Here is a 14197-nt window from a genome sequence, read left to right as displayed (position 1 = left end):
TGCCTGCGTCAAAGAGATCCGCTTGCAAAGCGTGCGCAGGCTTTCACACGCTCGCCAACCGGAACACGTTGACGGTGTCGCGAAGCATCTGGGCCTGCTCTTGCATCGACTGAGCGGCAGCCGTCGCTTGTTCGACCATCGCTGCATTTTGCTGAGTCGTTTCGTCCATTTGAGCAATGGCAATATTCACTTGCTCAATGCCGCGGCTCTGCTCTTCAGACGCCACTGAAATCTCGCCGATGATATCCGTGACACGCTGCACAGCCTGAACCAGCGAGTGCATGGTCGTACCGGCACGTTCCACCAGCGCCTTGCCGTCATCGACCTTGCCGGTGGACTCTTCGATCAGGCTCTTGATCTCCTTGGCCGCGTCCGCGCTGCGGCGTGCCAGATTACGCACTTCGCCCGCCACTACAGCAAAACCACGCCCTTCCTCGCCTGCACGCGCTGCCTCAACCGCCGCGTTGAGCGCGAGAATATTCGTCTGGAAAGCGATACCTTCGATCACGGAGATGATGTCGACCACGCGCGTGGAGCTGGCTGCAATGCTTTGCATCGTCACGACAACCTGCTGCACCGCCGTCCCGCCTTCGCTTGCGATCAGCGATGCGTTCGCCGCCATCTTGTTCGCCTGATGCGCGTTCTCAGCGTTCTGTTTCACGGTCGCGGTGAGCTGTTCCATGCTCGCCGCGGTTTCGCTGATCGACGACGCCTGCTGCTCGGTACGTGCAGAGAGATCGTGATTGCCCGCCGCGATCTGCTGGGCGGCGACGGTAATGGTTTCAGTACCGCCGCGAATGCTCCTGACGGTATCGGCGAGGCGTTGCTGCATGCGTTGCATCGCGGACAACATGCTGCCCGTATCCGCTGCGCTCAGCACGACTTCATGCGACAGGTCACCGTTCGCGATGCCCTCGGCGACAGTGGCGGCATACTCAGGTTCGCCGCCCAGACTGTGCTTCACATTACGGATGATCAACACCAGCGCCGCGGAACTCATGCCGCCAATCAACAGGATCACGATCAGGTATTGCAACAGGCTGACCTTGAACGCGTCGTTGATATCGTTCACGTACACGCCCGAGATCAGGTACCAGTCCCACGGCGCAAACCGCTTGACGAAGCTGATCTTGGGGACGTGTTCTGATTTGCCCGGCATGCGTGCCATGTACGGCACGAAACCCTGTCCATTGGCCTGGGCTACCTTGACCATCTCGACAAACAAAAGCTTGCCGTCCGTATCCTTGTAGTCGCTCACGTCCTTCATGCGTAGATCGGCAAGCACCGGATGCATGATGACCACCGGGTGCGCGGTCGTAATGATCATGTAACCGTTGCCCGGATAGCGCATGGCGGCAAGCTTCGCCTTGGCCTGCTGCTGGGCCTGCTCCAGCGTCAGTTGATGGCTGTCCACCTGAGCGGCGTAATCTGCAACAACGCCGTAAGCCGACTCGACCACGTTTTCAACGCCGATCTTGCGATCCGCGGTCATGGTTTCGCGCGACTGCCACGCAGCCCATCCGCCGAGGAACAGGAGGCCAAGCCAGGTAATGAGCAGCGCCAGCCATAATTTGGTGTTCAAACTGAGACGGTCCAATCTACTCTCCGATGCAAGGCATAGTTCATAACCCGGCGCATAGCGTTCGCTCGCCGTTGTGTGCATATCGGCCGTCTGAGGGAATTCTGAAGTAAGGAAAACACCGAAGGGTGTCAACGCGAGGGGGGAATATCGCAGAGCGCCGCGGCAAGCAACTCACATTGCGTTAGCGGTCTACCACATAACATTCATCAAACTTTCACGGAAAATACCAGCGTGTCGCGCCACTCTCCCCTGATCAGCACGTTCTTGCGATAAAGATCCACCTGCCGCATCCCGAGTTTCTCCAGGACATGAATGGACGCGAGATTCTCCGGGCGGCTAGTCGCGAAGATTTCCCGCACTTGCAGCTCGCTCACCAGGTAGTCGACCAACCGCTTCGCCGCTTCGGTCGCGTAGCCCTTGTTCCAATAGCGAGGATTGAGTGAATAGCCGATCTCTGCCTCCGTACCATCTTCCGACAGACTTGCCCGGTAGCTGCCTATCAGACTGCCATCGTTAAGTACTGCTGCCAGTTCCAGAGTTGTTCTGTCGGGCAACGAATTCCCCCGCACACAGCCTGCTACATATTCCCTCGTCTGCTCGATCGTGTTGGGGCCCCACTCCTGATGCAACACGACCTCAATAGAGCTTGCATACTCGTGCACTGCGTCAATATCTGACGGCTCCAGATCCCTGAGATAAAGACGCTCGGCGATCAGTTTCATATTGATGCAACTCCATCGCGCGCAACAATCCTGCCGCGTGCAACCACGAGCTTGCGGACCGGTCGCGAAACAACTGCTTGAGCCACTGTCTCAGCGTCTACGAGAACAAGATCAGCCTGGGCGCCTTCGTGCAGCCCATAGTCCTTGAACCCACATGCCCACGCGCCCAATGTACTGACGCAGTCAAACGCAAGCGCGAGGTCTTCATCTCGCCGGAGGCCGTAGCGCATACCGACGAACATCGCCCGCTCGAGCATGTCAGGCTTGCCGAAAGGCGTCCATGTATCGCGTATTCCGTCGTTACCCGCAAACAGCGTCACGCCCGCCTCGATACAAGCGCGCATTGAAGGCACGGCCACGGATGGCGGCGCCGTAGTCAACAGCGCAACGTCGAGATCCGCGATCCTCGCTAACAACGCATCGCGCTCGCGATCCGGCAACTGCCCCAAACAAAACGCGTGACTGACGACAACACGCCCCTGCATGCCCAACGCCTTGACGCGGTCAAGCAGCAGGTTAAACGTGAACGCGCCTACTTCGCCGGGTTCGTGAAGATGGATATCAATAGGCTGCTGATGGCGGTTTGCGATCTCGAACGTGGTGTCCAGCGAGGCGACCGGGTCCTGGTCGATGAGCGCAGGGTCCAGCGCGCCGAGCACGTCGGCGCCGGCCTTCAGCGCGTCGCTTAGCAGCGCGTCGGTCCCTGGACGGCGCAGCATGCCGGACTGCGGAAACGCCACGACCTGTATCTCCATGACATCGGCCAGCGTTTCGCGCGTCGCCAGCACGCCATGCAAATGCCTGAGCCCGGCGTCCGTGTCTATATCCACATGCGTTCTAAGCCGCGTCGTTCCCGCTGCGAGAAAAGCGCGCGCAAGTGCAAGCGATTGCGCACCCGCGTCGTGTCCCGTGCTCGCGCGCCACGATCGTTCGTTCTCGATCCTGTCGATAAGCCTCGGACCCACTTCGTTGCGATACCACGGCAGGCCCCAGTTCGTCTTGTCGAGATGCGTATGGCCTTCAACGAACCCGGGCAGGACCAGCGCACCCTCGCCGTTTTCGCGCACGACGTCAGCACCGCGCTGCAGGTTCGGACCGATTTCTTCTATCCGTCCGTCGCTGACAGCAATATCCACAGGGGTACCGTCCGGCAAACGGACATTCGTGATCAACAAGCTACTGTGCACTGGAACTCCTTACATCGAGATGCGAATATGGGTTGCATGATAAGAAACAGATGACGCAATCAACGGACTTCAAAGATCGCATCCACCTCCACCGACGCCCCCGCTGGAAGCGTAGCCACGCCAACCGCGGTCCGAGCGTGCCGCCCCCGTTCGCCGAACACCGCGAACATGAGATCGGAGGCTCCGTTGATCACTTTCGGCACGTCAGGATAACCCGGCGTGCAATACACAAACCCGCCCATCCGATGACAACTGACCACGCGGTCGAGGTCGCCATCGAGTGCGAGATGAAGTGCTGCAAGCAGGTTGAGTCCGCAAATTTGCGCGGCCCGTTGCCCCGCTTCAAGATCCTGCTCGGTGCCAACGGGACCGGCGTATCGAACCCCGCCTTCCCATTCGCAAATCTGTCCCGCCAGGAAAATCAGCGCGCCCGATCGTGAGAAAGGCTTGAACGCGCCGCGAGGCACAGGCACTTTCGGCAAGACGAGTCCGAGCGCCTCGAGGCGCATGGCGGGCGAATCCGGGTTGGCTGGAACGGGCGCGGAGGTCATGGGCGGTCCTCGATTAAGAAAGATAATGCCTTACGCGAATGAACGGATGAAATGAAAGCGTTCGCGTCGGGTGTTCAAGTGTGTCACAACATGCCGAAGGAACAAAAGTGCATGGCTGACGAGGCTTTATATAGTGATTTGACAATTTCGCCTCGCTAACGGAGACGCATCAGCCGCCGCCAATGCAGCCAATCTAAGCCGTTAAAGCAGGTTCAAGCCTGACTTGGCTTCAGCGAACATTTCCATCAAGGTGCATACTCTTTAACGGTCGCGCCGCTGCGGCCGTATCACGCGTCGCAGCGCCCAAGCTCCTGCGACTTTGTCCGCGCCCCTCATTACTCCAATCTCCATGTCCCGCAGCCCGCAATCGTCGCGTCCTCTTGTCATTGCAGCGGTCATGGCTTCAATGGCAATGGTCGCCATCGAAGCCACCATCGTTTCTACCGCCATGCCGCAGATCGTCTCGCAGCTTGGCGACTTGCATCTCTATAGCTGGGTCTTCTCGTCCTTCCTGCTGACGCAGACCGCCATGACGGTCATCTTCGGCAAGCTCGCGGACCTGTATGGCCGCAAGCCCGTCGTTCTGGCGGGTATCGCGATCTTTCTGATTGGTTCGATACTCGCCGGCTTTGCCTGGTCCATGCCGGCCATGATCGTGTTCCGGCTGATCCAGGGAGTCGGCGCGGGTGCGATCCAGCCGGTCACGCTGACGATTGTCGCCGACCTCTACCCCGCGCGCGAACGCGGCAAGGTGCAGGGTTATCTGGCGAGTGTCTGGGCCATCTCGGCAGTGGTCGGGCCAATGGTCGGCGGGTTCATCATCCACGACTTTTCGTGGGCCTGGATCTTCTGGATGAACGTGCCGATCGGCCTCGCGTCGGCGGCCGGTTTCATCGCGTTCTTGAAGGAATCCGAGCGGCATGCGCGTCCGTCCATCGACTTTGCGGGAGCGGCGCTTTTCATGGTGTCGATTGCCGCCCTGATGATGTCGCTGACGTATGCAGGCAATGACGACATCACGAAGGCATTGATCGCGGGCGGCTTCTTTATCGTGTGCCTGCTGTTCTTCCTGATGCAGGAGAAACGGGCAGCTGAACCCATGATCTCGTTTGCGCTATGGAGCCGCCGGCCGATCGCCGCGTGTAATGGATCGACCGTCTTGTCCGGCATGATCTTGATGGGCGCAACCACCTTCCTGCCAATGTACGTGCAGGGCGTGCTGCATCGTTCGCCAGTGATCGCTGGCCTTGCATTGACCATGATGATGGTCGGGTGGCCCGTCGGCGCGACGCTGGCGGCGAAGTCGTTTCATCGCATCGGGCTGCGGCGCATCCTGATTGGCGGCAGCGCGTTTATCCCGGTGGGCGCGGTGTTTCTGATCGTGTTGTCACCGGAAAGCTCACCGCTGATCGCGGCGTTCGGTTCGCTCATCATGGGCTTCGGCATGGGAACATCGAGCGTCAGTTCGCTCGTGCTAATCCAGGAGATAGTCGATATTGCACAGCGCGGCAGTGCGACTGCATCGAATCTGTTCTCGCGTAATCTGGGCAGCACGATTGGCGCGACCTTGTTCGGCGCCGTGCTCAACTTCGGTCTTAGTCATTCGAATGGCGCGGCAGCGGTTACATCGGATCAACTGAGGGCCTTGCTTCAGAATCAGGTGACCAATCTCGGCAGCAGTGACGCAATCCGTCAGGTACTGCATCAGTCACTTCACTTGACGTTCCTGTCGATTTTTGTAATCGCCATTTTCGTCGTCGGGTTTCTCCTCTTCGTCCCCACGATCACGTTGGGGCACGAGAAGAAGATGCCGCTTGAGGCGTTATCGCCAATCGAAGACTAAGCACGCAATGCCAGGCTGATTCACGGGTCAGCCTGATTCCGGCCAACGCCTGCGTCCTGCTCATGCGGCTCGCAGGCTTTACCACCGATCCGAGCGCGTTTTCCAAACGGCCCCTTCGCGGCCGCGATCCCCATGCGTCATTCTTTCGGATTGGTTTAAATGACTCCGCCCTGCCCGCTGCGGCACGAGCGAAAATCTAAACAATCATTTGCCAGACAAAGAACACCGCAAGCGAGACCGCAATGGTCAGCAGGGGCTTGCGCGTAACCGCGCACACAACAACGGCCACCGCCGCCGCGATCAATTGCGAATTACGCCAGGTAAGCTCGGCGGCACCACCGTGCGGTGCAAACGTCATCGGCACAATGATGGCCGTCAACACCGTCACCGGCACGAAATTAAGCGCCATGCGCACAATGGGCGGAAAGCTCAGGCGCTCACCGAACACGAAAACCGCAGAGCGGATGCCATAGGTAATCACCGCCATGCCAAGGATCAGGACAGCGTATTTCATTTGGCGCGCTCCATTTCGGCAGGACGTTGCGTGGGACGTCGTGCCGGGCGTTGGGTGGAGTCTGTCGAGCCTTTTGCACGCATCGACAACAGCATGCCCACCGCCACCCCCACCACGACCGCCGCTAGCAGGCCAAGCTTGTAAGGCCAGTCATTCCACGCAAACGACAACACGCCAGCGGCCAGCGCCGCCGCCACAAAACGCAACGCAACAAGCTGCGGCACGATAATCGCAATGAACGTGGCGACCATCGCGAAGTCGAGTCCCTTCGACTGGAGACCTGGAAATGCCGAACCGAACAGCAGTCCGGCGACGGTCCATATCTGCCAGTTCACATACATGGAAACGCCCGAGCCAAGGAAGTAATACGGCCCGGTTTCGCCCGGTGCCCGACGCTGATAATGCGCGTACGAGACGGCAAAGACTTCGTCCGTCATGAACGCGCCGAGCGTCCAGCGCCAGCGTGCGGGCAAGTGCGCAACGTAGGGCGCAAGCGTTGCGGAGTACAGGACGTGGCGCAGGTTGACGATAAACGTGGTTGCCCAGATCACCGCAAAACTCGCGTGACCGGCAATCAACCCGAGTGCGATGAACTGCGCGGAGCCGGCAAACACGGCAAGCGACATGAGTTGCACCGACCACGCATGCAGCGGACCGGTGGCGGCGAGCGTGCCGAAGATCACGCCAAATGGCGCGGCGCCGATCATCATGGGGATGGTGTCGCGTGCGCCTGCGCCGAATTCGGCGAGGTTACCCGGCTGATGGGTCTGATGGCCTTGATGCGTTGAGTTCAATGTCTCCTCCGTTGATAGCGAGGATAAAACGCGCCGCGTTCATGCGCTTGTACGTTCTTGCGGTCCGGTTATATCGACGAGGTGTGTTGCGCGGTGTGACGCGCTAACGCCAGCGTCCGGGCGACACGCCGAAAGTCTTTTTGAAGTGCCGCGTGAAATGGCTTTGGTCGGTAAACCCGCTCGCCGCCGCCACGTCCGTCACCGGGACACCTGCACGCAAGGCATCGAGCGCGCGACTGACACGCATCTGATTACGCCACGCGTGAGGGGCGAGCCCGGTCTCGCGCGTGAACAGGCGCGCGGCGTGGAAGGTCGAGAGTCCCACCGTCTGCGCCAGTTCGGCGAGCGATAACGGCTCAGTCAGGTCATCGGTCAGGCGGGCTTTCATCGTGTTCACGCGTACCGTGTCCTGACGCATGCGCTGTACTGGCGGCCGCTGTCCGGCATGACGTGCAAGCAGCGTGGATACCGCGTCGAGCAACGCATGCTCCGCCCCGAGCGGGTCCAGGTTGGCTTCCATGGCTTGGTGCGCAATCTGCACGCGTTGTGCGAGATCGGCGTCGCGGATGACATCGGCGGAGAACCATGGCATTGGCTGGGCGCAGCCGGCCACTTCGTTAGCGACGGACTGCACGAAATCGACCGGCAGATAAAACACGCGATACCGCCAGCCCAGATCCACCGCCCGCGCGCCGGTATGCAGTTCGCCCGGATTGATGACCGGCACCGAGCCCGCCTCAGCCACGAAGTTCGATCCGCGGTAGTCATACTGTTCCGCACCCGCTTCAATGACGGGAACGGTGTAGGCGTCGTGCCAGTGGGGTGTAAAGGAATGATCGTAATACTCAGCCGTGAGCATCTCCGCGCCGGGCACGAGCGGCGAGCGCCAATAGCGCGCGGAATTGCTGAAACGGGAGGCGGTCATGGCTTTACGATGCCGTGTGCGGAAACCGCAAGTTTAGCTCGGGCCACGTTTTCAGCGGATTCTGAATAACCCTCCCGCTTTGCTCCCGCTTCCCGTGTTTTAAAGAGCCTCGATCAGACCGCGGCGGGCGAGGTCTTGGTCTTGATGAAACTCGTCAGCTTTCTCCTGAGCTCCTGGTCCGCTCGCGCAAGCAGCAAGGCCAGCACGATCGAGACGCCAGCCACCACCAGCGTCTGGACCACTGGGTTGAGCGTCCGGATCTCGAACGACTCGAACACCAGTCGATAGATCGGAAAATGGATCACGTAGAGCGGATAAGAGAGCTCTCCCAGCACCTTGCAGATCCCCTTGCCGACGCCTTCTATGGACACGGAACACAGCAACGCCACCGACAAAGGCACGAGCGTGAGCGAATTGACGAATGCCACCTTGGGATTGCCAACCGCGAAGCACGCCAGCGCCGCTATCGTGATCGTCGCGGTGAATAAGAGGTGCGGCTTTTTAAACTGGAGCCCCGCGGAAAAGATGAAAACCCCGGCGAAGAATTCAGCAATAACGCGCGGGAATCCGAGCAAAAAACTCTCTGCTCGCCAGCCTGGATTAATTTGCCGAAAGATTATTGTGCAGGCAATAAACGCGATGAACGCGAGTATCGAATACTTGGCGCTCGGCAGTTTGCGAAACTTGTACAGGTAAGCGGCAAATACAACGTTGACGAATAACTCGAAGAATAACGACCACGATGGATCGTTCAACGGAAAGGTCGCGCCTACAATTGCGTCCGTGCCAAAGGGCCAGCCGATATTATTGAAGTACGGCAGCCACGCCGCGCCCAGCACGGTCGCTGTCGCTAGCTGCGTGCCCGATATTTGCGGTGTGCCCGTTTTTGCCATCGACAGCAACACGGCGCACACGCCCAGCGCCAGCCCCAGAAGGTAGAGCGGCGCGAGCCGGACGAGCCGAACGAAGGCGAACTCGCGAAACGACATTCCGTTCAGGATCTTCTTGCTGTAACTGTGCGCGATCACGAAGCCGGACAGCACGAAGAACAAGTCGACCGCGACCCACGCCCCGCCGAACCAGTCCCACCCCGTGTGCTGTGTGTAGTGGTGAAGCATGACGGCGATTGCGGCGACACCTCTCAAGCCGTCAAGTAAATCGAACCTGGTGGACTTTATGGCGTTCATAGTGGCGGACCGTCATTATCGAGCGCCCAGTGTAGGGTGGAAAAAATGCAATCCCGACGCGGAAAAATATCCGTTTGATTAGCCAGGTCGAGAAAATATTAAAAAATAATTCGATACGGGCTTTCGTTGGCGGCAGTGGCGTGTTTCAGGTTGCAGTGGCGCGGTTGATCGAAACGCCTCCGTGCGAATTGATCGTTTTATGCTTTCATTTTAATTTCACTGCCGACGACGCAATTCGTTTGGAGAATTACCTAGCCCCCCAACACCGCCCACGCCAGCAAACACTCCCGTCCACCGGCGCGAGCACCCTTGCCCTCAAATAGACTTCTGAAACGGCGCTCCGGAATGCTCGCGCAGCTCATTAAAAACGATCTTCGGCCAGGCCTTCTTTGCGACATCGATTTCGGAAACATGCGAAGCGAGATACGTCGGCGCATTTGACGCATCGAGTGCAATGCGAGCTGCATACGCATCGGTAAAGCGGCGCAATTCAGCGGCATCGTCACACGTAACCCACCGCGACATGCGATACCGCGCCGGCATGATCCGCACATCGACTTTATATTCCGCCGATAACCGGTGCGACACCACTTCAAACTGAAGCTGCCCGACAGCGCCCAGAATAGTCGACCCGCCAAGCACAGGACGGAAGACCTGGATCGCGCCTTCATCGCCGAGTTGCCGCAGCGCTTCACCAAGCTGCTTCGCCCGGATCGGATCGACCACTTCCACCGTCTGGAAAATTTCCGGCGCAAAGAACGGCAAACCAACGAACTGCAACAATTCGCCTTCGGTCAATGTATCGCCGAGGCTCAGCGTGCCATGATTCGGAATGCCGATGATATCGCCCGGGAACGCTTCACTCACCGTCTCCCGGCGTTGCGACAGGAACGTCACCACGTTATTCGCGCGGAAGGTCTTGTTGGTGCGACTCACCTTCAGCGCCATGCCGCGCTCGAAATGCCCCGAGCACACGCGAATAAACGCCACGCGGTCGCGGTGCGCCAGATCCATGTTCGCCTGCACCTTGAACACCACGCCGGTAAAGCGCGGCTCTTCCGGCAGCACCGGACGTTGCACGGACATGCGCATGGACGGCGGCGGCGCGAGCTCGACGAGCGCATCGAGAATTTCCTTCACGCCGAAGTTGTTGATCGCCGATCCAAACAACACCGGCGACTGTTCGCCTGCGAGAAACGCATCGCGATCGAACGCGGGCGTAGCGCCCGTGATCAAGTCGATTTCCTCTTTCGCCCGTGCCCAGCTCGGGCCGAAACGACGCTCGCCGTCAGCATCGTCAAGCGCACGCACGGTTTCGACCGCGCCGCCGGCGGTATCCTGCCCAGCGCGGAATACCCGCACCTGATCGTGCGCGATGTCGTAGACACCCTGGAATTCCTTGCCCATGCCAATAGGCCAGGTGAACGGCACAGCCGCCACACCCAGGTGCTGCTCAATTTCATCAAGCAGGTCGAGCGGTTGGCGCACTTCACGGTCGAGCTTGTTGATGAACGTGAGGATTGGCGTGCGGCGGCTGCGGCAGACTTCAAGCAACTTGAGCGTCTGCGCTTCAACGCCGTTGGCGCCGTCGATCACCATCACGGCGGCATCCACCGCCGTCAGCACGCGGTATGTATCTTCGGAGAAGTCTTCGTGGCCCGGCGTATCGAGCAGGTTGATGACGCAATCGCCGTATTCGAACTGCATGACCGAGCTCGCGACCGAAATGCCGCGCTGCTTTTCGATTTCCATCCAGTCCGACGTCGCATAGCGACTGCTCTTGCGCCCCTTCACGGTGCCTGCAATCTGGATCGCGCCCGAAAACAGCAGCAGCTTTTCGGTCAGCGTGGTCTTGCCCGCGTCAGGGTGGGAAATGACCGCGAAGGTGCGGCGCCGTTTGAGTTCGGAGAGTGACATCGGTACTGGAAAGAGCTGTGGGGTTGAGCATTCGGGCGGGGAAAGGCCCCAAAAGGCCCGAAAAATGGCCCGAAAAAGCCGCGTGGTGTGGATGATACACGAGGGGGGGTCTGCTCGTACCGGGGCCGGCCCGCCAGCACAAACGAGAAGGGCCCCGATTTGGATCGGGGCCCTTCTCAAACCGCTAAAACCTGAAGCTTGATAAAACTCAACAAGCTTAGGGATTAGTTAGGGCTTGACTACCGAAGACGTAGCCGATGCTGCGTGCTTGTGATGCTTCTTGTGATGATGCTTCTTCGCCTTGTGCGTGGTGCTAGCCGGTGCTGCATCGGCAGACATTGCACCCGGAGCAGCGGCCGGAGCCTGAGCTGCATCTTGTGCGAATGCGCCTGCGGAGAACAAAGCGACGAGCGTTGCAGCAACGAGTTGTTTTTTCATGGCAGTGAGACCCTTGAGGTTATTTAACGACTACGCGGCGACGACGTCGCGTGTACCCGTTTAACGTCTCATCGCGAAGTGTGTTGACACGAACTCAAAGAAAAATTGCCGGCAGCCACACAATTTTTCTGTGTGCAGGATTCCTTCGGTTAACGCACAAAGAACGCACAAAGCCCTACCCTGTACCCCGTTTATGCCGCTGCATGAAATTGAGAAACAGTACATAACGTTATTTAACAATTGACGGACTACTGACTCGATCCGCGTCTCACGGAGTTCAGACAGGCGACGTCGAGTTTGCATCGGCGATGGCTGAGGGTGTCTCGATTCCACCTCGTTGCCCGAGCCAGATCCAGACCATTCCTGCGAGCAACGCGCAGGCAGCCATCACGCCGCTCATCGCAAAAATGCCGAATACAGGAAACAGCAGCGCAACGAATGAACTCGACGCCGCCCCGCACAACATTTGTATAGATGTCAGCAAGCCGCCCGTCATGCCCGCCAACTCCGGAATGGGATCGAGCGCGCCGCGTGCGGCACTGGGAGCCGCGAGCCCGAAGCAGAAAGTGCTCGCCACGAGCAAGGGCATGATGGTGAGCAACGAGGCGTGATGCACCACGCTCAGCGCAATCAACCCGAGGGTCGCGGCGAGCGTCGTGCAAATAGCGGTGACGAGAATGCGCCGCGACGCAAATCCGCGCGCCGCTATGAAACCGTTCACTGTTGCGCCCGCGACAATGCCCGCGCCGGTCATCGCGAACATGGCGGCATAGATGATCGGCCTGACGTGCAGGATATGCAGCATCACGAGCGGCGAACCCGCGACGTACGCGAACATCCAGCCGAACCCGAAACCATTGATCAGGATATGTCCGATCACCGCGCGATGCGTCAACGCGCGCCGATATCCATCGCGAAGCCCGGACAGGGCGAAACCGCCGCAACGCTCCGGCGCGGATTCCGTCAGGCCGGCCCACGTCACGAGCGCAGCCACCAGTCCGCAGACTGCCATGACGCCGTATATCCCTCGCCATTCGATCGCCGCCAGCAATCCAACGCCAATAGAGGGCGCAACAATCGGCGCAACGTTCGCGACCACGGTGATGGCCGCGAGCCGGTGCTGCATCGCGTCGCCTTCGAACAGGTCGCGGACGATCGCAAGCGCAACCGTCATCCCCGCGCCCGCCCCAACGCCCTGCACGAGCCGCGCGCCGAGCAATACGGCAATGTCCGGCGCCAGCGCTGAAACAATCCCGCCTACCGTGAACAATGCAAGGCCGAGGAGCAACGTGGGCTTGCGGCCACGTGCATCCGAAAGAGGGCCGTACACGATCGGGCCCACCGCAAAACCCGCCATGAAGAGACTCAGCGTGAGCCCGGCCTGACTCGCGCTCGCGTGCAACGTGCTTTCAATATTGACAAGCGCGGGCAATGCCATATCGATGGAAATCGGGGGCAATGCAGCGAGCGCGCCTAAAAAAATAGCGAACAGGATGGATTGCGGTGCGAGTCGCCAGCGTTGCATCACGTCATCTCCGGTTCGTGTGCGGTGTCAGCACCACGCGGCCTTTTGTCCCTTCCGCCACCGCGCGGTAGGCGGCTTGCGCATCTTCCAGGGAATAGGTTTGCGCGATGGCCGGCGCTTTGTAGCTGCCGTCTTCGAAGCCGGGACGCAGCGCTTCCAGCATCTGCGCGGACGCAACCAGATCGCGTTTCAACGTATCGACGCCAATCAGCCGGCTCTCGTTGTGATAGAAATCCGCGAGGTTGAACGTGACTTCGCGACGATCCGACGCCGATATCTCCACCAGTCGTCCGCCCACCTTCAGCATGTGCAAGGCTGTTTCGAACATCGATCCGCCGACGGTATCGAATACCACCGCGGCTCCGCCGTTCGTCGCTTCACGAATGCGCGCGATGGCATCGGGGGCTTGCGAGTCCACCATTGCATCGACGTAGGGGCTCGTCGCGGCCGCTCCGCGCGCCACGCCCACCACCTTCGCGCCAATCCGCTTCGCGATCTGCGATGCCGCCCCGCCCACGCCGCCCAGCCCAATGATTACGATGCTCTCGCCGGCCTGCAACTGCGCCGCCTCCACCACGGCACACCACGCCGTAATGAAATTCACGCCAATCGCCGATGCCTCCTCGAACGTCAGATTGACCGGCTTGCGACGCAAGCTCGCAACGGGCACGACGACCTGCTCGGCATGCGTGCCGTCGCGCGTGAAACCTACGTCGCCGCCCGAGCCCCACACTTGAGCGCCCAGCCACTCGGCAGGACCGGCGATTACCACGCCCGCATAGTCGCGGCCGGGCGTACGCGGCAGCGTTGTCTGGCTCATGCGCCCTTCCACGTTCTTTACGTCGCTCGGATTGATCGATGCCGCGAAGACCTGTACGACGGCATCATCCCCGGACGGCGCTGGCGTGGACAAATCGCCCGTGAAGAGGACCGATGGGTCGCCGTGTTGGTTGAAGCGCAGTGCTTTCATGATGATTCCTCCGTTGTCATGTGCGCATTATTGCCGCGTCCG

At 59.8% G+C, this 14197-nt stretch carries 13 protein-coding genes; 1 reads left to right on the top strand and 12 read right to left on the bottom strand.

Annotated features, from left to right (window positions below; translation table 11 throughout):
* Positions 1 to 43: 43 nt before the first annotated feature.
* From SBC1_RS24080 to SBC1_RS24065, 4 genes are all read right to left on the bottom strand, one after another.
* Positions 44 to 1597, bottom strand: coding sequence for a methyl-accepting chemotaxis protein (locus SBC1_RS24080; protein WP_165094836.1), 1554 nt, complete (start codon positions 1595 to 1597; stop codon positions 44 to 46).
* A 191-nt stretch (positions 1598 to 1788) separates the two neighbouring features.
* The gene (locus SBC1_RS24075; protein WP_165094839.1) at positions 1789 to 2304 is read right to left on the bottom strand and encodes a GNAT family N-acetyltransferase; all 516 of its coding nucleotides are present in this window, start codon (positions 2302 to 2304) and stop codon (positions 1789 to 1791) included.
* A complete protein-coding gene (locus SBC1_RS24070; RefSeq protein ID WP_165094841.1) occupies positions 2301 to 3491 on the bottom strand; it encodes an amidohydrolase family protein in 1191 nt (396 codons plus the stop codon). The genes SBC1_RS24075 and SBC1_RS24070 overlap by 4 nt, the downstream gene beginning before the upstream one ends.
* A gap of 59 nt (positions 3492 to 3550) precedes the next feature.
* On the bottom strand, positions 3551 to 4042 hold the full coding sequence (locus SBC1_RS24065; RefSeq protein ID WP_165989031.1) for a RidA family protein: 492 nt from the start codon (positions 4040 to 4042) through the stop codon (positions 3551 to 3553).
* A gap of 349 nt (positions 4043 to 4391) precedes the next feature.
* Here SBC1_RS24065 and SBC1_RS24060 point away from each other — a divergent pair, with 349 nt between their 5' ends.
* Positions 4392 to 5885: an MDR family MFS transporter gene (locus tag SBC1_RS24060; RefSeq protein WP_165094847.1), complete on the top strand. Its 1494-nt coding sequence runs from the start codon at positions 4392 to 4394 to the stop codon at positions 5883 to 5885.
* 196 nt (positions 5886 to 6081) lie between these two features.
* Here the strand turns inward: SBC1_RS24060 and SBC1_RS24055 are convergent, their stop codons facing one another.
* The 8 genes from SBC1_RS24055 to SBC1_RS24020 all read right to left on the bottom strand — a co-directional run bounded on the left by SBC1_RS24055 (position 6082) and on the right by SBC1_RS24020 (position 14155).
* Positions 6082 to 6399 carry an AzlD domain-containing protein gene (locus tag SBC1_RS24055; RefSeq protein ID WP_165094850.1) on the bottom strand — a complete coding sequence of 106 codons (318 nt, stop codon included), beginning with the start codon at positions 6397 to 6399 and terminating at the stop codon, positions 6082 to 6084.
* Positions 6396 to 7109 (bottom strand): AzlC family ABC transporter permease, encoded by a 714-nt coding sequence (locus tag SBC1_RS24050; RefSeq protein ID WP_370469667.1) that lies wholly within the window; start codon positions 7107 to 7109, stop codon positions 6396 to 6398. Before SBC1_RS24050 ends, SBC1_RS24055 begins: the two co-directional genes overlap by 4 nt.
* A gap of 187 nt (positions 7110 to 7296) precedes the next feature.
* The gene (locus SBC1_RS24045; protein WP_165094856.1) at positions 7297 to 8118 is read right to left on the bottom strand and encodes an AraC family transcriptional regulator; all 822 of its coding nucleotides are present in this window, start codon (positions 8116 to 8118) and stop codon (positions 7297 to 7299) included.
* Positions 8119 to 8231: 113 nt separating this feature from the next.
* Positions 8232 to 9236 (bottom strand): acyltransferase, encoded by a 1005-nt coding sequence (locus SBC1_RS24040; protein ID WP_165989029.1) that lies wholly within the window; start codon positions 9234 to 9236, stop codon positions 8232 to 8234.
* A 384-nt stretch (positions 9237 to 9620) separates the two neighbouring features.
* Entirely contained in the window at positions 9621 to 11222 is a 1602-nt protein-coding gene (locus SBC1_RS24035) for a peptide chain release factor 3 (RefSeq protein ID WP_165094862.1), read from the bottom strand.
* Positions 11223 to 11450: 228 nt separating this feature from the next.
* A complete protein-coding gene (locus SBC1_RS24030; RefSeq protein ID WP_165094866.1) occupies positions 11451 to 11660 on the bottom strand; it encodes a hypothetical protein in 210 nt (69 codons plus the stop codon).
* A 277-nt stretch (positions 11661 to 11937) separates the two neighbouring features.
* Positions 11938 to 13185: a multidrug effflux MFS transporter gene (locus SBC1_RS24025; RefSeq protein WP_165094870.1), complete on the bottom strand. Its 1248-nt coding sequence runs from the start codon at positions 13183 to 13185 to the stop codon at positions 11938 to 11940.
* A gap of 4 nt (positions 13186 to 13189) precedes the next feature.
* The gene (locus SBC1_RS24020; protein WP_165094874.1) at positions 13190 to 14155 is read right to left on the bottom strand and encodes a zinc-binding alcohol dehydrogenase family protein; all 966 of its coding nucleotides are present in this window, start codon (positions 14153 to 14155) and stop codon (positions 13190 to 13192) included.
* Positions 14156 to 14197: the final 42 nt, after the last annotated feature.

Source organism: Caballeronia sp. SBC1 (assembly GCF_011493005.1).
GTDB lineage: Bacteria > Pseudomonadota > Gammaproteobacteria > Burkholderiales > Burkholderiaceae > Caballeronia.
This window is presented reverse-complemented; position numbering and strand designations above follow the sequence as displayed.

Coding starts and splice junctions, on each gene's coding strand:
- SBC1_RS24075 (WP_165094839.1), bottom strand. CDS start 2,304: ATGAAACTGATCGCCGAGCGTCTTTATCTCAGGGATCTGGAGCCGTCA.
- SBC1_RS24055 (WP_165094850.1), bottom strand. CDS start 6,399: ATGAAATACGCTGTCCTGATCCTTGGCATGGCGGTGATTACCTATGGC.
- SBC1_RS24035 (WP_165094862.1), bottom strand. CDS start 11,222: ATGTCACTCTCCGAACTCAAACGGCGCCGCACCTTCGCGGTCATTTCC.
- SBC1_RS24065 (WP_165989031.1), bottom strand. CDS start 4,042: ATGACCTCCGCGCCCGTTCCAGCCAACCCGGATTCGCCCGCCATGCGC.
- SBC1_RS24050 (WP_370469667.1), bottom strand. CDS start 7,109: ATGATGATCGGCGCCGCGCCATTTGGCGTGATCTTCGGCACGCTCGCC.
- SBC1_RS24045 (WP_165094856.1), bottom strand. CDS start 8,118: ATGACCGCCTCCCGTTTCAGCAATTCCGCGCGCTATTGGCGCTCGCCG.
- SBC1_RS24020 (WP_165094874.1), bottom strand. CDS start 14,155: ATGAAAGCACTGCGCTTCAACCAACACGGCGACCCATCGGTCCTCTTC.
- SBC1_RS24060 (WP_165094847.1), top strand. CDS start 4,392: ATGTCCCGCAGCCCGCAATCGTCGCGTCCTCTTGTCATTGCAGCGGTC.
- SBC1_RS24030 (WP_165094866.1), bottom strand. CDS start 11,660: ATGAAAAAACAACTCGTTGCTGCAACGCTCGTCGCTTTGTTCTCCGCA.
- SBC1_RS24040 (WP_165989029.1), bottom strand. CDS start 9,236: ATGCTTCACCACTACACACAGCACACGGGGTGGGACTGGTTCGGCGGG.
- SBC1_RS24025 (WP_165094870.1), bottom strand. CDS start 13,185: ATGCAACGCTGGCGACTCGCACCGCAATCCATCCTGTTCGCTATTTTT.